At 43.7% G+C, this 21,646-nt stretch carries 25 protein-coding genes; all 25 read right to left on the reverse strand.

What is annotated here, in order from left to right; all coding sequences use genetic code 11:
• Window positions 1-42: 42 nt before the first annotated feature.
• The gene (locus ACSAJE_RS05425; RefSeq protein WP_022025175.1) at window positions 43-771 is read right to left on the reverse strand and encodes a YebC/PmpR family DNA-binding transcriptional regulator; all 729 of its coding nucleotides are present in this window, start codon (window positions 769-771) and stop codon (window positions 43-45) included.
• Window positions 772-895: 124 nt separating this feature from the next.
• Window positions 896-1,357, reverse strand: coding sequence for an arginine repressor (locus tag ACSAJE_RS05430; protein ID WP_118689797.1), 462 nt, complete (start codon window positions 1,355-1,357; stop codon window positions 896-898).
• 36 nt (window positions 1,358-1,393) lie between these two features.
• Complete coding sequence (locus ACSAJE_RS05435; RefSeq protein ID WP_022025173.1) at window positions 1,394-2,260, reverse strand: NAD(+)/NADH kinase; 867 nt, start codon at window positions 2,258-2,260, stop codon at window positions 1,394-1,396.
• Entirely contained in the window at window positions 2,232-3,113 is an 882-nt protein-coding gene (locus ACSAJE_RS05440) for a TlyA family RNA methyltransferase (RefSeq protein ID WP_458009916.1), read from the reverse strand. Before ACSAJE_RS05440 ends, ACSAJE_RS05435 begins: the two co-directional genes overlap by 29 nt.
• Window positions 3,110-4,984 carry a 1-deoxy-D-xylulose-5-phosphate synthase gene (dxs, locus tag ACSAJE_RS05445; protein WP_458009917.1) on the reverse strand — a complete coding sequence of 625 codons (1,875 nt, stop codon included), beginning with the start codon at window positions 4,982-4,984 and terminating at the stop codon, window positions 3,110-3,112. Before dxs ends, ACSAJE_RS05440 begins: the two co-directional genes overlap by 4 nt.
• Window positions 4,985-5,072: 88 nt before the next feature.
• Window positions 5,073-5,972 carry a polyprenyl synthetase family protein gene (locus ACSAJE_RS05450; RefSeq protein ID WP_458010051.1) on the reverse strand — a complete coding sequence of 300 codons (900 nt, stop codon included), beginning with the start codon at window positions 5,970-5,972 and terminating at the stop codon, window positions 5,073-5,075.
• A 5-nt stretch (window positions 5,973-5,977) separates the two neighbouring features.
• Window positions 5,978-6,178, reverse strand: a complete 201-nt coding sequence (xseB, locus tag ACSAJE_RS05455; protein WP_022024374.1) for an exodeoxyribonuclease VII small subunit — start codon at window positions 6,176-6,178, stop codon at window positions 5,978-5,980.
• Between the two features lie 15 nt (window positions 6,179-6,193).
• On the reverse strand, window positions 6,194-7,417 hold the full coding sequence (xseA, locus tag ACSAJE_RS05460; RefSeq protein WP_458009918.1) for an exodeoxyribonuclease VII large subunit: 1,224 nt from the start codon (window positions 7,415-7,417) through the stop codon (window positions 6,194-6,196).
• Window positions 7,401-7,841 carry a transcription antitermination factor NusB gene (gene nusB, locus ACSAJE_RS05465; RefSeq protein ID WP_022024376.1) on the reverse strand — a complete coding sequence of 147 codons (441 nt, stop codon included), beginning with the start codon at window positions 7,839-7,841 and terminating at the stop codon, window positions 7,401-7,403. The genes xseA and nusB overlap by 17 nt, the downstream gene beginning before the upstream one ends.
• A gap of 17 nt (window positions 7,842-7,858) precedes the next feature.
• Window positions 7,859-8,218, reverse strand: coding sequence for an Asp23/Gls24 family envelope stress response protein (locus tag ACSAJE_RS05470; protein WP_022024377.1), 360 nt, complete (start codon window positions 8,216-8,218; stop codon window positions 7,859-7,861).
• Between the two features lie 123 nt (window positions 8,219-8,341).
• Window positions 8,342-9,070 (reverse strand): SpoIIIAH-like family protein, encoded by a 729-nt coding sequence (locus ACSAJE_RS05475; protein WP_118689800.1) that lies wholly within the window; start codon window positions 9,068-9,070, stop codon window positions 8,342-8,344.
• Between the two features lie 61 nt (window positions 9,071-9,131).
• A complete protein-coding gene (locus ACSAJE_RS05480; protein ID WP_022024379.1) occupies window positions 9,132-9,737 on the reverse strand; it encodes a stage III sporulation protein AG in 606 nt (201 codons plus the stop codon).
• On the reverse strand, window positions 9,728-10,228 hold the full coding sequence (locus ACSAJE_RS05485; protein ID WP_458009919.1) for a stage III sporulation protein AF: 501 nt from the start codon (window positions 10,226-10,228) through the stop codon (window positions 9,728-9,730). The genes ACSAJE_RS05480 and ACSAJE_RS05485 overlap by 10 nt, the downstream gene beginning before the upstream one ends.
• A 100-nt stretch (window positions 10,229-10,328) precedes the next feature.
• A complete protein-coding gene (locus ACSAJE_RS05490) occupies window positions 10,329-11,384 on the reverse strand; it encodes a stage III sporulation protein AE (protein WP_458009920.1) in 1,056 nt (351 codons plus the stop codon).
• A 12-nt stretch (window positions 11,385-11,396) separates the two neighbouring features.
• Window positions 11,397-11,777 (reverse strand): SpoIIIAC/SpoIIIAD family protein, encoded by a 381-nt coding sequence (locus ACSAJE_RS05495; protein WP_022024381.1) that lies wholly within the window; start codon window positions 11,775-11,777, stop codon window positions 11,397-11,399.
• 7 nt (window positions 11,778-11,784) lie between these two features.
• Complete coding sequence (locus tag ACSAJE_RS05500; RefSeq protein ID WP_182448157.1) at window positions 11,785-11,928, reverse strand: hypothetical protein; 144 nt, start codon at window positions 11,926-11,928, stop codon at window positions 11,785-11,787.
• A 49-nt stretch (window positions 11,929-11,977) separates the two neighbouring features.
• Window positions 11,978-12,172, reverse strand: a complete 195-nt coding sequence (gene spoIIIAC, locus ACSAJE_RS05505) for a stage III sporulation protein AC (protein ID WP_022024382.1) — start codon at window positions 12,170-12,172, stop codon at window positions 11,978-11,980.
• Between the two features lie 24 nt (window positions 12,173-12,196).
• The gene (locus ACSAJE_RS05510) at window positions 12,197-12,721 is read right to left on the reverse strand and encodes a stage III sporulation protein AB (protein ID WP_458009921.1); all 525 of its coding nucleotides are present in this window, start codon (window positions 12,719-12,721) and stop codon (window positions 12,197-12,199) included.
• 24 nt (window positions 12,722-12,745) lie between these two features.
• The gene (gene spoIIIAA, locus ACSAJE_RS05515; protein ID WP_458009922.1) at window positions 12,746-13,705 is read right to left on the reverse strand and encodes a stage III sporulation protein AA; all 960 of its coding nucleotides are present in this window, start codon (window positions 13,703-13,705) and stop codon (window positions 12,746-12,748) included.
• Window positions 13,706-14,564: 859 nt separating this feature from the next.
• A complete protein-coding gene (gene tpiA / locus ACSAJE_RS05520) occupies window positions 14,565-15,311 on the reverse strand; it encodes a triose-phosphate isomerase (RefSeq protein ID WP_118507919.1) in 747 nt (248 codons plus the stop codon).
• 69 nt (window positions 15,312-15,380) lie between these two features.
• Window positions 15,381-16,052 (reverse strand): Ig-like domain-containing protein, encoded by a 672-nt coding sequence (locus ACSAJE_RS05525; RefSeq protein ID WP_458009923.1) that lies wholly within the window; start codon window positions 16,050-16,052, stop codon window positions 15,381-15,383.
• Window positions 16,053-16,138: 86 nt separating this feature from the next.
• Window positions 16,139-17,341 (reverse strand): phosphoglycerate kinase, encoded by a 1,203-nt coding sequence (locus ACSAJE_RS05530; protein WP_118689805.1) that lies wholly within the window; start codon window positions 17,339-17,341, stop codon window positions 16,139-16,141.
• Between the two features lie 235 nt (window positions 17,342-17,576).
• A complete protein-coding gene (gene gap, locus ACSAJE_RS05535) occupies window positions 17,577-18,593 on the reverse strand; it encodes a type I glyceraldehyde-3-phosphate dehydrogenase (protein WP_118689806.1) in 1,017 nt (338 codons plus the stop codon).
• 287 nt (window positions 18,594-18,880) lie between these two features.
• On the reverse strand, window positions 18,881-19,405 hold the full coding sequence (gene nrdG / locus ACSAJE_RS05540; protein WP_118689807.1) for an anaerobic ribonucleoside-triphosphate reductase activating protein: 525 nt from the start codon (window positions 19,403-19,405) through the stop codon (window positions 18,881-18,883).
• A gap of 112 nt (window positions 19,406-19,517) precedes the next feature.
• Entirely contained in the window at window positions 19,518-21,644 is a 2,127-nt protein-coding gene (nrdD, locus tag ACSAJE_RS05545; protein WP_118689808.1) for an anaerobic ribonucleoside-triphosphate reductase, read from the reverse strand.
• Window positions 21,645-21,646 lie beyond the last annotated feature (2 nt).

Consider the following 21,646-nt stretch of genomic DNA (forward strand, 5'->3'; position numbering starts at 1 on the left):
TCTAATAGTTATTTCGGCAGAACTATATCTCGTCTTAACCGTCTACTCATCCCAATTATGATATACATACTGTACATCATCATCTTCATCTAACAGATCCAATGTACGCTGCAACTGTTTAATATCATTTTCATCATTCAACGTAACATACGTTTGTGGCAACATTGTGACTTCTGCACTTGCCATCGCAATATTCTCTGCCTCTAACGCCTCTCTAACTGCACTAAAATCTTCCGGTGCTGTCGTAATTTCAAAGGAATCATCCTCTTCATTAAAGTCATCAGCTCCTGCATCCAATGCGATCATCATCAGATCATCTGCCTCCATATCGCACTCTTCCTTGTCGATAATGATCTGTCCCTTTTCATCAAACATATAGGATACACAGCCCTGCGTTCCAACACTTCCGCTACCCTTTGTGAAGGCGTTTCGGACATTACTAGCCGTACGGTTCTTATTGTCTGTCAACGCTTTTACAATGATCGCCGTACCATTCGGACCATATCCCTCATAAGTTACCTCTTCGTAATTAACTGCGTCAATGTTGCCTGCCGCCTTTTTGATGCCACGCTCGATCGTATCATTTGGCATATTATTGGCTTTAGCTTTCGCAATAACATCACGAAGTTTGCCGTTATTGTCCGGATCCGGACCGCCCTCTTTGACGGCTACCGCAATCTCTCTTCCGATGACAGTAAAGATCTTACCTTTTGCTGCATCATTCTTCTCTTTCTTATGTTTAATGTTTGAAAATTTTGAATGTCCTGACATTTTTTTACTTCCTTTCTCTTATTTCACACTACGAACAAAGCCGCCTTGTGTCTTTCAGCCCTGTCGTTCCTGCGAATGCTGTTTGTACGCACCCAGCCAAATTCCAGTATATCACGAAATAAGTTTACTGTCTATCCTCATGAACCAGTTCCGCGATCCGCATCTGCACTGCTGCCACTTCCCCAACAGACCGTATCGCGCACATCACCGTATCATCCCCGGCGATCGTCCCGACCACACCGGAAATCTCCAATTTGTCGATCGCCGCCGCAACAGCCATCGCCATACCGGAAATCGTTTTGATCACCAGCAGGTTTTCTGCCTGTTCCAAAGAGATCAAACCATCCTGCAGTACACGGACATACTTTTGATATAAATTAGCCTCTTCCTGAAGCAGCGTGTATTTTTGTCTGGGACCATCTCCCACAGACACTTTTGTCAGCTTTAGCTCACGAATATCACGCGATATCGTTGCCTGCGTCACAGAATACCCTGCCTGCTGCAATCTTTCCGCTAACTCCTCCTGCGTCTCGATCTCATACTTTCCGATCAACTCTATGATCTTCGCTCTTCGCTCCAGTTTCATATATTCCGCACCTCACTCCGATTTCTGCCGTTAGCATTAGTTGCCGTTTAATTTCTGCCGCATCTTCTCATAGAAATTCAATCCGGATAATTTGATGAAATCAGTCGTAGCATGCGGCACCTCGAGTACAAGTCTGTCACCCGTTTTCAACATACCAACCGTCCGCCCATCTGCCTGCAGCACTGCCGTATCCTCCCCGGCTTCTTTCGTCTGTCCGATTTCCAGGACAATACGTTCTTTAGCATCTAACAAAAGACTCCGCTTGTTAAGAGAGTGTGCACATATCGGTGTGATCACCGTTGCATGCAGTCCCGGTACCAACACCGGTCCTCCTGCCGACAGATTGTATCCGGTCGACCCGGTCGGTGTCGCCACGATCAGTCCGTCTGCACGATAAATATCTACAAGTTCCTCCCCCTGAAATACTTTCACCGTGATCAAGCGGCATTCACCCTGTTTGGCGATCACCATATCATTTAATGCATAACAGGATGTGCGGCTGTCTTCCCCCTTAAATTTTGCGGTTTCTTTTAACATGATACGACTCTCTGTCGTATAATCATCCTTAAGCAGCCGTTCCAGCGCCTCTTCCAGATTTTGGCATTCCACTTCCGTCAAAAACCCGAGCGTTCCCGTATTTACTCCCAAAATCGGCACATCACAATGAACCAGATCGATCGCTGCCTGTATCATCGTGCCATCTCCACCAAGCACGATCGCACACTCAGCGTCTTTGGGAATATCCTGTACCGCCGTAAAATGCCTGATCCCTCCGGTTTCTTCCAGAAAATTTGGTAATATGACGCAATCTGCATCGTGCGCACGCAAATATTGCACTGCCCTCTGTGCAATCTGTGCATTAGCCCCTTTATCGCTATTCGTGATGATACAAAAATGCCTCATGCGCTGCCTCCACTGTCTCTTTGGCAAGTGCCAAATACTGTTGTTCGAACTGTTCTTCTGCCTTCTGATCTGCTTCTTCTGCAATTTCCGTAAGTGCCTGCGCATCTTGCGGTTTCTCTATGTACAACAGATACTCTATATTACCCTCCGGTCCTTTGATCGGTGAATAACTTAACCCTAAGATCTCAAATCCCATAGATAGTGCATATGTCATTATATGACATACCACTTCTTCATGAACCTTTTTATCCCGGACCACACCTTTTTTGCCAACCTTCTCTCTGCCTGCTTCAAATTGTGGTTTCACAAGACATACAACCCTGCCGCCGTTTTTCAACAGATTCCATACCGGGATCAATACCTTGGTCAAAGAAATAAAAGCAACATCTATGGAGGAAAAGTCAATCGGGTCGGCAATATCTTCCGGCGTAACATATCGTATATTCGTCTTTTCCATGGATACTACCCGCTCATCCTGACGCAATTTCCAAGCCAGTTGGTTTGTCCCTACATCAATAGCATACACCTTAACCGCACCATTTTGCAGCATGCAGTCGGTAAAACCACCGGTAGAAGATCCTACGTCCATACACAGCTTGTCCTGTAATGGCACATGCCAAAGTTCCATTGCCTTTTCCAGTTTATATCCTCCTCGGCTGACATACTTCATCGGCGTTCCCTTGATGCGGATCTGCACATCTTCTGCAAACGTACTTCCCGCTTTATCTTCGCGTTGTTCCTCAACAAAAACATTACCTGTCATAATAATGGCTTTCGCTTTTTCTCTGGATTCTGCTAACCCACGCTTTACAAGTAAAACATCCAGCCGTTCTTTCTTTTTTTTCTCTTTCACTGCTGCCTCCATACCTGTTCAATACGAGCCGCCACGCTCTCCGCATCCTGGCCGTATTTACTTCGTAACTGTTGCACCGTTCCGTGTTCTATAAATGCATCCGGCAATGCGATATTAACGATCTTCGGACACTTTTCACCCCGCTCTGTCGCTGCATACCATGCTGCAACTGCCTGTCCAAAACCTCCGGTGATCACACCGTCTTCCATCGTCACAACAATGGAATGCTGTGCTGCCACCTGCTTTAACATTTGCTCATCCATCGGCTTGACAAATCTGGCATTGATCAACGTAGGATCTAATCCCTTTTGCTGAAGCATTTCCACCACATGAACTGCGACTTCAACCATACTTCCCACAGCAATAACAGCTATATCCCGTCCGGTGTGTATCCATTCAGACCTTCCCACTCGGATCGCTTCTCTATGATCCGACAGCCCATCGTACACCGCTCCTCTGCTATACCGGATTGCAACCGGTCCTTCCTGTGCAAACGCAAAACTGAACATATCCTCTAATTCCTGCGAATTTTTTGGGGCCATTACTGTCAGATTTGGCATCTGTGACAAAAAGGCAATATCAAAGATTCCCTGATGCGTCTCACCATCACTTCCGACCAATCCGGCGCGATCCACCGCAAAGACAACTGGAAGGCTGCCAATGCAGACGTCATGCAGTATTTGATCATAGGCACGCTGCAAAAAAGTAGAATACAATGCCACGACCGGTCTGCTGCCGCCTAACGCAAGCCCCGCTGCAAAAGTCACTGCATGTTCCTCGGCAATGCCAACATCAAAAAAGCGATCCGGGTATTGCTCAGCAACAGCAGATAATCCGGTACCGGTTGGCATTGCAGCCGAAATGGCCACGACATCTTCCCGATCTTCCATTGTCTCTAGCATCACATTTTGAAACACCTTGGTATAGGTCGGTACATCTTTTTTGCTATGAAGTAATGTACCATCCGATACCCGAAACGGTCCCACACCGTGAAACGAAGAAGGGTCTTTCTGTGCAGGCGGATACCCCTTTCCTTTTTGTGTGACCACATGAACGATTACCGCTGCATTTAATTTAGAAGCACTATTAAATGCCGTTACCATCTGTCCTATATCATGGCCATCAATAGGACCAATATAAGTGATTCCCATATCCTCAAACAACATTCCCGGAATGAAGATACGTTTGATCAAATCTTTGACACCGCGTATCCGCTCTGTTAAACGATTTCCAAAATGCGGCAATTTCTCCAAAGCATTCTCCACATCCTGCTTTAACTCCGTATAATTAGTATCAGTACGGATCTTACCTAAATAGTTCGACATTCCACCTACATTTTTGGAAATTGACATTTGGTTATCATTTAATACGATGATCATATTGGATCTGAGTCTGGCTGCATTATTTAACGCTTCATACGCCATTCCTCCAGACAGAGCACCATCTCCGATCACTGCAAATATCTTATTATGTCTGCCCTGTAGATCTCTCGCTTTGGCAAGTCCCAGCGCAGCACTGATCGATGTTGAACTGTGCCCGGTATCCATCGCATCACATTCACTCTCTCCACGTTTTGGAAAACCACTCATGCCGCCATACTGTCTAAGGCTGTCAAACGCATCCTGTCGCCCGGTCAATATCTTATGCGTATAGCACTGATGTCCCACATCCCATACAATCTTATCCTCCGGCAGATCACAGCATAGATGCATTGCCATCGTCAACTCCACCACTCCCAGATTGGAGGCGAGATGTCCTCCCGTTCTGCTGACCTTACGCACAAGAAATCTACGGATCTCTCGCGCTAACTCCCGGTATTCGGACGGATCTATCAATTTAATATCATTTGCTTCTTTTATCTGCTCTAACATTACAGTAGTCTGTCATTCCTTTCTATATCCGCTGATCCTGATCCGCAGACATAATTCTTTCTTTGCAAATATTATCCATCAAAAGTATTTATTTCTTGCGGTGGATCAACGACACGATCAGTTGATCTAAAAATTCATTTTCTTCTGAAAGATTTTCTAATATCTCCACAGCTTCTTTGGAATACTCTTCGACTGCTTCCTCTGCTTCTCTCATCCCATGTAAAGATACATAGGTTGTCTTTTCATTACGCAGATCGCTGCCTATCGGTTTACCAAGCTCTTCCGCCGTACTTGTCAAGTCTAGAATATCATCCTGGATCTGAAAAGCTAACCCGACTAATCTGCCGACACACTCTATCTGTGCAATCTCTTCTTCAGCGGCGCCGGCTAAAGCAGCCCCGGCCATCAAAGAAGCCTCTAACAGTGCACTCGTCTTATAACGATATATAAAATCGAGCTGCTCTTCCGAAATCGGCTTGCCGGTCAATTCCACATCGACCACCTGACCTCCTACCATTCCATATACTCCGGCTTTGCGGCTTAAAATCTGCAGTGCCTTCAAACCATTTGCCGGATCCTTCAGCTTAAGTGCACCTTCCACCGCTGTTTCATATGCATAATTGAGTAAAGCATCCCCGGCAAGGATTCCCATATCTTCACCATAGACGATATGTGTGGTTTTGCGGCCACGACGATACTCATCATTATCCATCGCCGGGAGATCATCATGCACGAGAGAATACGTATGGATCATCTCAATTGCTGCCATAAACGGTTCAATCTCAGCTTCATCACTGCCGCCAAACAACCGATAAGCTTCTAACATGAGCATCGGTCTGAGACGCTTGCCACCCGCCATCAGACTATATTCCATCGCATCTGCAATCGTCTTTTGCATCGTAATATTCTTTGGCAATGCACTCACTAATACCTTTTCTATTGTGGATACTCGCGCATTTAATGCATCCTGAAATTGTTCTTGTGTCATACTTGTCACCCCTCTGTTTCCTCCTGCTCTATGATCTCCAGTTTCTTTTCTACTTTGTCAATTGTATCACTACAATGTTTGATCAGTTTCATTCCCTCTTCATATTTTTGAAAGGACTCCTCCAACGACAGATCCCCCTGCTGCAAGCTGCCAATGATCGTGTCTAACTGCTCGAAAGATTCCTCTATGCTCAATTTTTTTGCCATAATTTATCTGCCTTTCTAGCGCTTTGATGCTACATCCTGCACCACAACATCTGCTTGTCCATCTTTCAAAGTAAGGGTCAATCGCTGTCCCTTTTTCAACTGATCGATCGACTTAATATTATTGCCGGCGTCATCTGCCACATAAGCATAACCACCTTGCAATTTATAGAGCGGTGAAAGCCCCTTTAACTCTTCTGCATACAACGCCATCTGATGCTTTGCTGAAGTAAGTTTTTGTTCCAGCAAACACTTTAAGCGTTCCTCACTGTCCGCCAAATATAACCTGCGCTGTCGGATCTGATCCTGTGGACTGGAATGAGATAATGCCATTTCATATCTGGTCAGCAAGATTTTCTTCAACTTGATCAAATGATAGATACTTTGCTGTAATTGTCTCGCAGATTCTCTAAGTTCCATCATAAGATCCCGGTAAGAATACACTGCTAATTCTGCGGCCGCCGATGGGGTCGGTGCTCGCATATCTGCTGCATAGTCTGTCAGCGTTGTATCTGTTTCATGTCCTACTGCTGAAATGATCGGTTTTGTACACGCAGCCACCACTCGAACCAGTTCCTCTTCATTGAACGCCCACAGATCCTCGATAGATCCACCTCCGCGCCCGATAATGATCGTATCTACATCCGTCTTTTCAAAATAACGAATTCCCCGGATCACTGTCTGTGCAGCTCCCTCTCCCTGTACCTTGGCAGGATACAACCGTATCTGTACATACGGATTACGTCGATGGGTTACATTACAGATATCCTGTATAACCGCACCTGTCTGAGCTGTCACCACACCGATCGTCTTCGCATATTTGGGAAGTGGCTTTTTATTTTCTTCGTCAAAAAGCCCCTCCTCAAGGAGGCGCTTTTTTCGTTTTTCATATTCTTCGTATAATTTACCGGCACCCTGCATACTAATATCACGGGCATACAACTGATATCTTCCATCTCTTTCATATACACTGATGCTCCCATACACAAGAACATTCTGTCCCTCTTCCAATCGGAACGTCATACCTCTTGTATAACTTGCAAACATCACGCAGGAAATCTGTGCTGCTTCATCTTTTAACGTGAAATAAATATGACCGGAAGAATGATATTTAAGATTTGATATTTCTCCCTGCACCTGCACGCGGCTCAACAAATAATCTCTGACAAACAGATTTTTGATATACTGGTTGATCTGTGAAACCGAGCATATCTTTTCGACACCGCTACTGCGTCTCTGCATCCGTATTGCTCCTTTCGCGTACAACGGCAGCTAACACTCCGTTAATATAACGCGGTGAACTATCGCCACAATACTGTTTTGCAAGCTCTACAGCCTCATTCACAGCCACATTATCCGGTACGTTTTCATCAAACATGATCTCATAAACTGCCAGACGAAGTACGGTCAGATCCGCCTTTGGCAATCGACCCACTTTCCATCCGGTAGATTTGTCATTGATCATGGAGTCCAGCTCCTCTACATGAGCAGCCACTCCATGAAATTTATCTGCTAATTCTATACGATCTGCCTCTCTGATCTCCTGCAGATCATCCATAAAAAGAGCCAACTGTTCATCTAACTCTGCATCTTTGTGAAACTCCAACTGAAATAACATACGGTATAGTTGTTCCCGCATTTCTTTTCTTGTCAATTTCCTAGCCATTCTTGTTCAATTCTCCTCTACTCATTGCCCAGATTTACTCCGGATACACGTACATTAACCTCTGAAACCGTAAGACCCGTCATCGTCTCGATCTGCTGGCTTACTCTCTCCTGTACCTGCTCGGTCACCTTTGGAATGCTGTATCCATATCGTACACTTATCATCATGTCTACATGCACAACACCTAACTCCATCTGTACCTTAACGCCCTTCGTTAATTTTTTCTTGCCAAGCATTCCTGCCAGTTCATTGGTAAGTGTACCTGCCATAGCATATACACCATCAACCTCCGTTGCCGCCAATCCGGCAATCGCTGCAACAACATCGGCTGCAATCTTTACTTCGCCAATACTTTTATTTTTCTGTTCGTTAGCCACGATAATAACCTCCTTTTATCCGCTGATATTATAACCTGTCATTTGTGTGCTATGCATATTTCAGGAAAGCATCAGCACCTCACAGTTTATTATATCAAAAAACAGGAGATTTGCAATGTATTACTAATTTTTCTCAATCTGCACCGGTGTAATAACAATATTTTCTGCCGCAAATCCTGTCTTACGTTTCACAATATCAATAATCTGTGCCATCTGTTTGCTGCTTAACTCTTCTGCATTAACAACAACATCCGCACTCTTGTCACTCAGGCTGACCATTGCATCTGCAAATCCCTTTGCCTCTAACATCATCTCCGTCGCATTTTCTTTTTCCGACAATTTAGTGATCGCAGCCACTTCTTTGACCGCTGCTTTTTTGTCCGCAGAGGCTAACGCCTTATTATTGACAATCTCTAACAAAGTTTCCTTATTTTTGGCACGCGTCTGTTCCCTGGAAAGTTTTGCCGAAGAAAAATAATCCGTCCCGATCGTATTGGATACCATAACTGCTTCTCCCGGATTTTCCTGTGACGCTACGACCTCTCCGTTATCATTGACCGTAACTTTTGCACTGTCTTCTTCGGATATATCTTTCGTCACCGCATCCTTTTTACTGTCCGCCTTTTTGGCAGTTGTCTTGGCGCCTTTCTTTGATATCTTCGTCGTTTTACTCTCCTTTTTGTCCGTTTTTTTACCATCCGTCTTCACCGTACTCTGTGTCTGTTTTGCATCTTTCTGCAGAATATTACCGGTCGCAATCTCCTGTCCCGTAAAATTCAAATATCCTGCCACCACGATCATCACCGCAAGGGCAGTAATGATAATTTGATTTTTGTGTACAAGCTTTTTCATAAACTTCCCTCTTTTCTGCGTATTTCAGCAACTATCTCATTTGCCGCATACGCTGCATATGTTATTTCATCTTCATTACCCTAATTTTATGTGCCTGCACCGGAAATAATGCCTGCACCGCTGCAATTATTTCTGTGTCTGTCTGACCACTATCGGCCCCCGACGCCACGACTACCACGCCTTCAATCTCCGGCGTTAATATCTGCACCAGATATGGCGTATCCTGTCCATCTTTGCGGACAAGAACACTTTCCGTTGTCGCCGATTCCTTCTGCCGTTTGGACCCGGTTCCATCCTCTCCTGTACTTTCCGTTGTTGCAGAATCATTTTGCAGCGTTACCCGCTCTTCCGATGAAGCAAGAGTGATCATCACCTGCACATCACCCACTCCATCTACCTTTCTTAACAGTTCACAAAGTTCCTTTTCTATCTTTTTGTTATATTGCTCCATAGCATCTAACGCAATCTGCTCTGATGCCTCCTCTGATGTCACATCCGATGAGTTTTCCTGCTTTCCGATCTTCTTTTGAGAACCACCTGTCCCCGGCAGAGAGAGCACCAACAGTACAATGCCTACCGCCACGATCACAAGGATCTTGGGGAGCCCAATATCTTGAAGCCGCAATGGTTCTTTCCCCTCCGAGCCCCATATATTTTTTAGATCCATATTTCTACCTGCTCTTTCTGCAGTTTATATTGACTGCATAATTGGTTCTTAAATTGCCGCAATTGCTCCTTTGTGACCTTGCTGGTTTCCTCTGTTTTCAGATGCAGTTCTATCTTGTGGATCACTCCCTTTGCATCCGCTTTCACAGTTACCTCATCCGCAGGCAGAGCATGCTGCCCGGCCTGCTTCTTAATCTGCTCTTCTAACTGCTCCGTATATTGCTGCATAATAACCTCCTGTCTCCTGCCCTCCGTAACTGCGAGCTGCTCTTGGATATCATTTACATCCATTTGAAATAAATATTGCTCCACCGTATCATGCCAAGCCGTATCTTGATGTAAAACGCGTAGCACCGGACTGACTACCAGCAAGATCAGTACGATCCCACTAAAAAAGCGAAAATACTGCTCGTACTGCGGTTTCATGATCAAGCCGCGCAGAACCGTTACCAAAATAACGTAAATGATAATCTGTCGGATCCACTCCTGCATACGACAATCTCCCCTTCCTGTATCAGATCATTCTGCCAATCTGAAATCAAGGTCCCCCTCATCTGATCATACTAACAATCTGAACCCGGATTTTTCTGTATCAAGTCATGCTGCTGATGACCAAAATAGACGCAATAAACAACATGGCACCAAATGCTACGGCACGCACCAACAGTGCTAAAGATTCTTTAATCGCTCCTAAACAGCGTATAACGCGTGGTTCTGACACCGGCTGTACTACGGCCGCCACCAGTTGATAGCCAAACTGCCAAAATAACAACTTAAGTAATGGCACTGCGCAGAGTAAAAATACGGCAATCACGCCGGCAACACCAACCGCATTTTTTACCAATTTAGCGGCAACAAGCACCGTATTTGTCACTGTGCTGATCGTGTTTCCCACACCCGGTATCGCACCCCCCGCCTTGATCAATGTAGAATTTTGAAGTTCTGCTGACACCGGAACGATCAAGCCTTGAATCACATTGATCCCCATCATGATCCCAAACATTGTCTTCAGCGCCAATGTAACCAGATCTTTCACCAGCTCTGCCATCTTGCCAAACATTTCCTCTTCTGATAGTTCGTTGGCAAGCTGCAGCAAAAAAAATACATTAATAGCAGGTAACAGTATCTTCACTAAAACCAGATCAATGACGGCTACGATGACTAATGTGAATTCATAGTATACCGCCCCCGCTCCTGCTCCACTGGCAAAACTCATACTGATGAAATACGCCGGTGTCAGCACCTTGATAAACTCTAACAATCCGGATAACGTCTGCACTGCCAGCGTTGATGCCTGCATAAATGCACCTGTTAATACCGAAAACAGTAACAGATACACCCCATAAAATGCTGTTGTTGCAACTTGTTTTCCCTGCATCAGCTTGGAAAAATTCGCAATAACTGCTCCAATGACCGCCAAGAGCAATACATACAACAGCATACTCTTTTGCTGACCGATATTCCCGAAAACACTCTGAATCAATTGTCTTCCCATATCAGTAGGATCAAACGGGACCTTTCCCTGTATGATAGATGCAACATAATCCATAAAAGAAATAGAAGAGTTCCCCATCAACGTATCCAAAACACTCTGGATCTCATCTCCGGATATTTCATCTAAGATCACATCTGTCCCATTCTCAGCCATAGGTGCCTCCTTTCATATTCCCATTTGCCCGATCAATGTGATCAAATTTTGAATGATCGGTATGCTAACCGCCAGCAGCATGATTTTTCCAAAAAATTCAATCTGCCCTGCCACAGCACCAAATCCGGCATCTTTACATATTTCTGCACCAAATTCTGCAATATAAGAAATCCCTATCATTTTGAGCAAAACCTGCAGATATAACGCTCCACTTCCAAGCGCCTCCTCCACTTCCCTGATCATTGTCAGGATATTCTCAAGCTTAGATAATGAAATTCCCATGATCAAAAGGCACGCTGCCAAAACAACCCACAGACTTTGTCCTGCCTTTTCCCCTTTTAACAATAGAGCTAATAACGCCCCCATCACTCCGATCACTGCAACTTTCAGCATAGTACTCCTACATTCCTTTCCCCATCTGCAAAGCTTGATCTACGCGATCATCACTCAGCTCTTTTCTCACCTGCAAGGCTTGATCTACGCGATCATCCCACAGCTCTTTTCCCACCTGCAAAGCTTGATCTACATGACCGATCTTCAGCACTCTTCCACCCTGCCCCCCTTCCTCGCTCTTCCTATCCGCAAGGTTTCCTTTAGACGATAAATAACTGTTCTATCGTCTGAAACAACTCCTGAATATAAGGTACAACCCACAGTAATACTAAGATCAGTCCGGCAAGACTTACCAAAAAAGCCTGCTCCTCACGGCCGGAATGTTTCAGCACCTGTCCCAAAACAGACACTAAGATCCCCACTGCAGCTATCTTAAAAATCAAATTGATTGTCATAAGACTCCTGCCTTTCCACTTTTGCTATACGAACAAGATTACCAGAAAACATCCTGCCGTCACCCCCACAACACGATACACACGTGCCTGTGTCTGAGATTCACTGCGAATTTTATTCACAACTTTATGTAATCTTTGTTCGTGCAGCTTTAACATATGCAGCTGCGTTTTACGATCTGTCTGCCCTAATGCACGTCCCACCTCCTGCAAAATATATTGTTCTTCCTGTCCCAAAAAACAGATAGGTGAAAGACCGGTTTTACGCTTAGTTTCTTCTCTCCACACTTCCCATAACCGCACAGAATCCCCGCGCTCTAACCGTTCTATGATACGCTGCCATAATTCCGAAAAATAAATACTTTCTACCTGTAAGATTTTTAAGATATCAATCATATCATTACCGGCATACTCCATTTCCCCGTATAACCGCTGCAATAACACCTCCAATTCCTCTAATATACGTATTCGTCTTTTAAGCCCCACAGCCATCATCATTCCTCCGCCGACACATCCTGTCATAACTAATATACAACCGATCCACTTTAACATCTCTTCCGCTTCTCCTCCCTGTGGTCACATTATCGTAGAACCTCTGTCATCGAAAATCGCTTTCACATTACCGATGCCATCCCCTAACAATACATAGCGCTCAAAGAACCGGTGTTTGATCAAACGCTCAATTCCCGGTTTACGCTTTATCTCGTCCATACTCGCTCCATGTACCGTTGCCAGCAGCTTCACTCCGCTATTAGCGGCATATTCCATCGCATCCACATCTTCCATCGAGCCAATTTCGTCCACGGCAATAACCTGTGGAGCCATCGACCTAACCAGCAATATCATTCCCTCTACTTTGGGGCATCCATCCAAAATATCCGTCCTACAACCAAGATCATTTTGTGGTACACCATGATAACACGATCCAATTTCCGAACGTTCATCGACAACACCAACAGTCACTCCCTCAAAGTGTTCTCCTCGTACCCCTTTCGTTATGCCCGAGGATAAAATACGGATAATATCCCGCAATAACGTTGTTTTACCACCACACGGCGGAGACAGGATCAATGTATTGTGAATACTATCTCCTCCCTGCAAATACGGAAAAATACGATCAGCACAGCCTATCACTTCATGTGCCAGACGGATATTCAGACAGGATATGTATTGCATCCCTTTGATGTGCTGCTGATCTTGTATGATCCTGCCCGCCAGTCCTACGCGATGTCCACCGCGGATTGTCAAAAAGCCCTGCTTGATCTCTTGTTCGTATGCATAACGAGAATAATTACTCATATATTCCATGGATTCCTTCAATTGCTCCCGTTCCACACACACCGCTTGTCTCGCTTCATGAACCATGCCGCCACGCCGTGCCAAGAAATATTCTTTTTGCCGATACCGCAAAATAACCGGTTTACCGACACGCAAACGTATTTCCTGCAGCCCCTCCCAGTCAATGGAAAGAGATTGTACCTTTTGCCGAATCTCTCCCGGTAAAATGCGCATGATTTCCTGTTTTCTATCCTCCACCAATTCATCCTGCCTCCTATCACCTTTCTTACTCTCCAATATATGCGGCCTGTCCGAATATATGAATTATTTACTCAAACTTCCCATACCGGAAGTAATTTCCAACCACATTTTGCTTATTATGTCGGTAATAAATAGAATATTTTGCAGCCAACAAACTAAATTGTTCTGCCATCCGAGAACTAAGATAATTGCCGCAGAACGCAATGTTTTTTACGTGATTTCTTATTTTGTTAAGTCTCTGATGAATACATGCCTAAAGGAGTGTTTGAGACGTCCCGGTTTAGCAAGGTATCATCCATTTTTGGACGGGACGCTTTCGCTACAATGCGCTACGTTACGTTACTTAATGTCTCTAAAATACGAGACATAAGTAACGACGAGCGCAAAGTCCCTTTCAAAAATGATGAATACCTTGCTTCCGGGACTTCGAGTTCTCCGTAAGGCATGTAAATCATACATCAGAGACAACAAAATTTAGAAATCACGATAAAAACAAAATGCGGCAAGGCAATTACTATAGTTCTCGGATGGCAGAAACCACTTTTTAGTGGCTGCAAAATACAATATAGTCATTGACATAATAAGCAAAATGTGGTTGTGGCGAATTTGAAGTGTGGGAAGTTTGAGTTATCTATTGGCAAAGATTGTTTTGGCTGACCTTACCGAATGCAATGTTTTTGTTGTAGCAAAAAAGTTGCTGCTCCACGAGTTTACTCGTGGATGCAGCAACTTCTTTTAAGAATTGCTAATATAAATTTCAACCATATATTACGGTTACATACTTATTATGCATTTGCAAAGATAGCGCTATTCCATAGTTGTATTACGCATCTACAAATATAGTGCCAAAATCGCATTACGCATTAACAACCTGACCGAACTCAGCTTTCAATGATGCGCCACCGATCAAACCACCATCGATGTCTGGTTTTGCAAGCAGCTCTGCCGCGTTGCCGGCGTTCATAGATCCACCATACTGAATGCGAACTGCCTCTGCAGTAGCTTCATCATAGATCTCAGCGATACAGTCACGGATGCCCTTGCAAACTTCCTGTGCCTGATCAGAAGTAGCTGTCTTACCAGTTCCGATCGCCCAGATTGGCTCATAAGCGATTACCATGCTCTTCACCTGATCTGCTGTGATTCCGGCAAGATCAGACTTGATCTGAAGACGGATCCAGTCCATTGTTACGCCCATCTCGCGCTGCTCTAAAGACTCACCACAGCAAAGGATCGGTGTCAAACCAGCTTCAAATGCCTTCTTTACTTTCTTATTCAAAAGAACATCGTCCTCTTTGAAGTAATCACGACGCTCAGAATGTCCAATGATCACATACTTAACACCAGCATCTACTAACATTGCTGCAGAGATTTCGCCCGTGTATGCGCCGCTCTCTTCGAAATACATATTCTCAGCACCAACTGCTACGTTTGTGCCCTTAACAGCCTCTACAACCGGTACAATGTCGATTGCCGGTACGCAATATACAACATCTACTGCATCATTCTTAACTAAATCTTTTAACTCGTTTACTAAAGCAACTGCCTCACTAGGAGTTTTGTTCATTTTCCAGTTACCTGCAATAATTCTCTTTCTTGCCATGATCCTATTTCCTTTCTACAACAATTTACTTATGGGTGCCATCTTTACGATCCATAAAGAAATCCCCATTTACTTTACTTTATACTTTGTCACTTTACTCTTAATCCCATTCTTAGACTTCGCCCATACCGTAATACGGGTTCCCTTTTTCATCTTCTTAGTCTTAATCGTAAAGTTTCCTTTTGCATTTGTCTTTTTGGAATATATCTTCTTTCGATATTTAACATAAACCGTACTTCCCGCCGTTGTCTTTCCATTTACGACTTTGCGCTTTGTCACCTTCGTTACCTTAGGCTTCACCGGCGCAGTGCGATCCGATAAGATAAACTTCATCTTATCTCCGGAATACTGGTCTTTCGTATACAAATGCAGATAGTATGTACCATTACTAAGAGTAATATCTTTCGTTAATGTCCAGTCTTGCGGTCCATTCATCTTTTCATCCGATGTGCCGGCATACACCAGCTTGTAATTTTGATTTAAGATCTCAAAATATCCTGCATTATAGGCTGCCTTCAGACGAACTTTAGTCTTCTTTGCTAAAGAAAAATAATAGAAAGACTCACTGCTACGCGGCAAAGAGGTCTTGTACCACTTGTCGAGCGTGATCATCGTCTCACTTCCCTTAGCAGAAGACGCTAACGATGCTGCTTCTACCTTTGCAGGCGCAAAAGATGCACCTGTAAATGCCATGGACAATGCCACGCATACAGCAATGCCCCTGGTAATAATTTTCTTCATACACTTCCCTCATTTCTTATAACAAATAATAAGAGACGTCCTGCACTTTTGACCAAGTGCAGGACTATCCCCTCTAATAGTTATTATTATTTATCGTCTGCTGCAACAACACCAGGAAGATCTTTACCCTCTAAGAACTCGAGAGATGCTCCACCACCTGTAGAGATGTGTGTCATCTTGTCGCCGAAACCTAACTGGTTGCATGCAGCTGCAGAGTCACCACCACCGATAATTGTGGTTGCACCCTCTAAGTCAGCCATTGCCTGTGCTACTGCGATTGTGCCCTTTGCAAAGTTAGGCATCTCGAAACATCCCATAGGTCCGTTCCATACAACTGTCTTAGCACCCTTTATAGCATCTGCGAAAAGCTCTGCTGTCTTAGGTCCTACATCAAGACCCTCCATGTCAGCTGGGATCTCGCCACGACCTACTACCTTGAAGTTTGCATCGTTAGAGAAATCATCAGCTACTACTGTATCAACAGGGATCAAAAGCTTAACACCTTTCTCCTCTGCCTTCTTCTCCATCTTCAATGCATACTCTTCATAGTCTTCCTCAAGAAGAGATTTACCAACTTCCTCACCGTGAGCAGCCATGAATGTATATGCCATACCACCGCCGATGATCAGTGTGTCAACCTTATCTAACAGGTTCTCAATAACAGAGATCTTAGAAGAAACCTTAGCACCACCAAGGATTGCTACGAATGGTCTCTCCGGATTGTTAACTGCATTTCCAAGGAAATCAATCTCTTTCTGCATCAGGTAACCTACTACGCAGTCACCCTTTACGAACTCTGTAACACCTACGTTAGAGCAGTGTGCTCTATGAGCTGTACCGAATGCATCGTTAACAAATACATCAGCAAGAGAAGCAAGTTCTTTGGAGAATGCCTCTCCGTTCTTGGTCTCTTCTGCACGATAACGAGTATTCTCAAGAAGGATAACATCACCATCGTTCATAGCAGCTACTGCAGCCTTTGCATTCTCACCAACAACGTTAGCATCTGCTGCAAATTTAACTTCCTGTCCAAGAAGCTCTGTCAATCTCTTAGCAACCGGTGCCAAAGAAAGCTCTGGCTTTGGCTCTCCCTTTGGCTTACCAAGGTGGGAGCAAAGGATTACCTTTCCGCCATCAGCGATCAGTTTTTTGATGGTAGGAAGTGCTGCAACAAGACGGTTCTCATCTGTGATATTTAAGTCAGCATCCAATGGTACGTTAAAATCGCAGCGAACTAATACTTTTTTGCCTTTTACATTGATATCATCAACGGATTTTTTATTTAACATATTAACCTCATTTCTGTGCACAGACCATTTCTTAACAGACGATGATTCGTGCACGCAACTATCATCTGTTTTCTATAATACGCATCCTTATGGGGCGATCTTTCTTTATAGAAACGCTCGTTTTCTAAAAGAAAAAAACGGATCCGGTCCCAAAAGACCGGACCCGTATATGGATCATATCCGTACATTGTCCATTGCAGACAATGTAATAACAATCTCTTACTACTTTGAGTAATTATGCTAACTCTGAGAAGTATTTGATTGTTCTTACCATCTGAGATGTGTAAGAATTCTCATTGTCATACCAAGATACAACCTGTACCTCGTATAAATCATCAGCAACTTTGCTAACCATTGTCTGAGTAGCATCGAATAAAGAACCATATCTCATTCCAACGATATCGGAAGATACGATCTCATCCTCGTTATAACCGAAAGACTCAGTCTGAGCTGCCTTCATTGCTGCGTTGATACCCTCAACTGTTACATCAGAACCCTTAACAACTGCTGTAAGGATTGTTGTAGAACCTGTAGGGGTTGGTACACGCTGTGCAGAACCAATGAGCTTACCGTTCAACTCTGGGATTACAAGACCAATAGCCTTTGCAGCACCAGTGCTGTTAGGAACAATATTAACTGCAGCTGCACGAGATCTTCTGAGGTCACCCTTTCTCTGAGGACCATCAAGTGTCATCTGATCACCTGTGTATGCATGGATTGTGCACATGATACCAGACTGGATTGCAGCATATTTATTTAATGCATCAGCCATAGGTGCAAGACAGTTTGTTGTACAAGATGCTGCAGAAATTACAGTATCCTCTGCCTTTAATGTATCATGGTTTACATTATATACGATTGTAGGAAGATCATTTCCTGCTGGTGCAGAGATAACAACCTTACGAGCACCTGCCTTGATATGAGCAGAAGCTTTCTCTTTAGATGTGTAGAAACCTGTACACTCAAGTACTACGTCAACGCCAAGATCACCCCATGGGCAATTTGTAGCATCAGCCTCAGCATAAATCTTAATCTCTTTACCATCAACTGTGATAGAATCCTCACCAGCGGATACAGTATCAGCCTTCTCATATTTACCCTGAGAAGAATCATACTTCAACAGATGAGCAAGCATCTTAGGGCTTGTCAAATCGTTGATTGCTACTACTTCATAACCTTCTGCACCAAACATCTGTCTGAATGCAAGACGTCCGATACGTCCAAAACCATTGATTGCAACTTTAACTGCCATGTTAAAATTCCTCCTAAAATTTTATTATATTTTGTCATGTGTGTCTGTAACGTGCAACATTGCACATACACTTGTCCACATGGCAAGCTACCATAGGTTACCTGAAACACGGTTACCCGCATTCCAACCCCTATTGTACTCAATTTACCTATAAATTTCAAGGATATTTTTATATATTCTCAAATTTTACTGGTATTTTTCGTCTTTTTCGATTATTTTTGAGCATTTTGTATCATTTGCGATGTCGTTTGCCGGCAGGCACATCCCTTTTATGATTCCGATATCATTTATTGCGGCTGCCATATGCACAATCTTCCCTTTTGTAGTGATTCTTGTACCATAATAGTACGCTGGTTAGATGATCCCTTAAAGGCAAGTCCCAGATCCTTATGCTCGATCTGAAATTCACCATCGACCATCACATCAAAATAGGATATCAGTTCTTTGGTCGTCTCCCACTCCTCCATCATATATCCTAAAATATCTTTTTCAAAGTCATATCCGGTAAAACACCATATTGTTTTGTCCGGATACGTCTGTCGTACTGCACGCACTAACGGAAGTAATCCCTCCTGATTGCTCTTTTCCATCGGCTCGCCGCCCAAAAGCGTCAACCCCTTAATATACTCCGGAGCCAAATATTTTAAGATCTGCTTTATCGTTTCATCGGTAAAAGGTTTTCCATAATCAAAATCCCATGTCTCCGGATTAAAACATTCTTTGCAATGATGTGTACATCCGCTCACAAACAGTGAGACACGGACTCCCGGTCCATTCGCCACATCACAATGCTTAATGTCTGCATAATTCATGATTCTATACCTTTCTACTGTTATAGAATGTCGCTGTGTCTTTCATATATATTTCTGACGATCAACACTTATCTATATTGCGATCACCAATATACATTTCTGACCGCTGCTTTTATAAATGAAGCACACGGGCGTTGATCTCTTTCGTCTTACCAACATTCCAAAAGTTCTCACCTAAATACCCACAGGTTCTTCTTGTGACATTCATACGGTTGCGGTCCTTATTGTGACACTGAGGGCATTCCCACTCCAGATCATCGTTAATGATGATCTCACCATCAAATCCACACACATGACAGTAATCCGACTTCGTATTGAACTCCGCATACTGAATGTTATCATAGATAAAGCGAACCACATCTTCCAATGCCTCCAGATTATGCCGCATATTTGGAATCTCCACATAAGAGATCGCACCACCGGAAGAAATATTTTGGAATTGACTTTCAAAAGTAAATTTCTCAAAGGCATCAATTTTCTCGCGCACATCCACATGATAAGAATTGGTATAATAACCCTTATCTGTAACATCCGCGATCACACCAAAACGTTTCTTATCAATCTCAGCAAAACGATAACACAAACTTTCTGCCGGTGTTCCATACAGTCCAAAACCGATACCGGTTTCTAACTTCCAAGTATCGCAAGCCAAACGCAAACGTTTCATCAGACGCAATGCGAAATCCGTTCCTTTCGGATCTGTGTGGCTGACACCTGTCATAAGTTTTGTCACTTCATATAAACCAATATATCCCAATGAAATCGTAGAATAGCCATTATGAAGCAGTTTATCGATTGTCTCACCCGGCTTTAATCTTGCGATTGCACCATACTGCCAGTGGATCGGACTTACATTTGACAAAGTCCCCTCCAGTGCATGGTGACGACACATCAGTGCCTCAAAGCAAAGTGCCAAACGTTCCTCTAAGAGTGACCAGAATTTTTCTTCATCACCCTCAGCTAAAATACCAATCTGTGGAAGATTCAAGCTGACAACACCCTGATTAAATCTTCCCTCAAATTTATAATTTCCATTCTCATCTTTCCAAGGTGTTAAAAAGCTGCGGCAGCCCATGCAGGAAAAAACATTACCCTCATAATTTTCACGCATTTTTTTTGCTGAAATATAATCCGGGTACATACGCTTTGCAGAACATTTCACTGCCAAGCGTGTCAAATAATCATATTTGCCGCCCCGCAGGCAGTTATGCTCATCCAATACATAGATCAGCTTTGGAAATGCCGGTGTCACATAGACACCTTTCTCATTTTTGATTCCCTCGATACGCTGATTCAGGATTTCCTCAATGATCATCGCATTTTCTTCAATGTATGGATCATCCTTGTCCAAATTCAAAAACAATGTTACAAACGGCGACTGACCATTCGTTGTCATCAGTGTATTGATCTGATATTGTATCGTCTGCACACCGGATCTTAACTCATCTGCAATTCGATCATCTGCAAACGCCTTACGCACCTCTGCAGGCACTTTATCTCCATATTTTTCCTCGTAATGTCTCTCATACTTTTCACGCGTCATACGCAAATATTTACCCAAATGACGCACATCAACAGATTGTCCGCCATATTGGCTGCTCGCAACAGCAGAAATGATCTGCGTCATGACCGTACAAGCCACCTGAAAGCTCTTCGGACTCTCGATCAGCTTGCCATTCATCACCGTTCCATGTTCAAACATATCACCAATATTAATCAGGCAACAGTTAAAAATGCTTTGCAGATAATAGTCCATATCATGAAAATGCAATACACCATCTTCATGGGCTTTCACAATCTTCTCCGGAAGCAATACTCTCTTGGTCAGATCCTTCGACACCTCTCCGGCGATCAGATCACGCTGGGTTGAGGCAATATAAGCGTTTTTGTTAGAGTTCTCTTCCATAACATCTTTGTTGCTGTTTTGGATCAGACTCATAATAGAATCATCTGTCGTATTCGCACGACGGACCATTTCACGTGTATAACGATAAATAATATACTTCTTGGCAAGTGCATATTTATGTTCACTCATAAGCTTCTGCTCGATCATGTCCTGAATATCTTCCACCTGCAGATTATCCACATGCTTATTTTCAATTCCGGCAACGATTGCATCAATTTTTTCCTCAGATACCTGTTCGTATCGGTCAACCTCTGCATTTGCCTTTTGGATCGCAACTATGATCTTATTTCTATCATAGTCCACAACTCGCCCATCTCGTTTTGTAACCTTCATCC

This window comes from Jutongia sp. SJQ-6 (genome assembly GCF_054161275.1).

Coding starts and splice junctions, on each gene's coding strand:
- ACSAJE_RS05425 (WP_022025175.1), bottom strand. CDS start 771: ATGTCAGGACATTCAAAATTTTCAAACATTAAACATAAGAAAGAGAAG.
- ACSAJE_RS05430 (WP_118689797.1), bottom strand. CDS start 1,357: ATGAAACTGGAGCGAAGAGCGAAGATCATAGAGTTGATCGGAAAGTAT.
- ACSAJE_RS05435 (WP_022025173.1), bottom strand. CDS start 2,260: ATGAGGCATTTTTGTATCATCACGAATAGCGATAAAGGGGCTAATGCA.
- dxs (WP_458009917.1), bottom strand. CDS start 4,984: ATGTTAGAGCAGATAAAAGAAGCAAATGATATTAAATTGATAGATCCG.
- ACSAJE_RS05450 (WP_458010051.1), bottom strand. CDS start 5,972: ATGACACAAGAACAATTTCAGGATGCATTAAATGCGCGAGTATCCACA.
- xseB (WP_022024374.1), bottom strand. CDS start 6,178: ATGGCAAAAAAATTGAGCATAGAGGAATCTTTCGAGCAGTTAGACACG.
- xseA (WP_458009918.1), bottom strand. CDS start 7,417: ATGCAGAGACGCAGTAGCGGTGTCGAAAAGATATGCTCGGTTTCACAG.
- nusB (WP_022024376.1), bottom strand. CDS start 7,841: ATGGCTAGGAAATTGACAAGAAAAGAAATGCGGGAACAACTATACCGT.
- ACSAJE_RS05475 (WP_118689800.1), bottom strand. CDS start 9,070: ATGAAAAAGCTTGTACACAAAAATCAAATTATCATTACTGCCCTTGCG.
- ACSAJE_RS05480 (WP_022024379.1), bottom strand. CDS start 9,737: ATGGATCTAAAAAATATATGGGGCTCGGAGGGGAAAGAACCATTGCGG.
- ACSAJE_RS05485 (WP_458009919.1), bottom strand. CDS start 10,228: ATGCAGGAGTGGATCCGACAGATTATCATTTACGTTATTTTGGTAACG.
- ACSAJE_RS05490 (WP_458009920.1), bottom strand. CDS start 11,384: ATGGCTGAGAATGGGACAGATGTGATCTTAGATGAAATATCCGGAGAT.
- ACSAJE_RS05495 (WP_022024381.1), bottom strand. CDS start 11,777: ATGCTGAAAGTTGCAGTGATCGGAGTGATGGGGGCGTTATTAGCTCTA.
- spoIIIAC (WP_022024382.1), bottom strand. CDS start 12,172: ATGACAATCAATTTGATTTTTAAGATAGCTGCAGTGGGGATCTTAGTG.
- ACSAJE_RS05510 (WP_458009921.1), bottom strand. CDS start 12,721: ATGTTAAAGTGGATCGGTTGTATATTAGTTATGACAGGATGTGTCGGC.
- tpiA (WP_118507919.1), bottom strand. CDS start 15,311: ATGGCAAGAAAGAGAATTATTGCAGGTAACTGGAAAATGAACAAAACT.
- ACSAJE_RS05525 (WP_458009923.1), bottom strand. CDS start 16,052: ATGAAGAAAATTATTACCAGGGGCATTGCTGTATGCGTGGCATTGTCC.
- ACSAJE_RS05530 (WP_118689805.1), bottom strand. CDS start 17,341: ATGTTAAATAAAAAATCCGTTGATGATATCAATGTAAAAGGCAAAAAA.
- gap (WP_118689806.1), bottom strand. CDS start 18,593: ATGGCAGTTAAAGTTGCAATCAATGGTTTTGGACGTATCGGACGTCTT.
- nrdG (WP_118689807.1), bottom strand. CDS start 19,405: ATGAATTATGCAGACATTAAGCATTGTGATGTGGCGAATGGACCGGGA.
- nrdD (WP_118689808.1), bottom strand. CDS start 21,644: ATGAAGGTTACAAAACGAGATGGGCGAGTTGTGGACTATGATAGAAAT.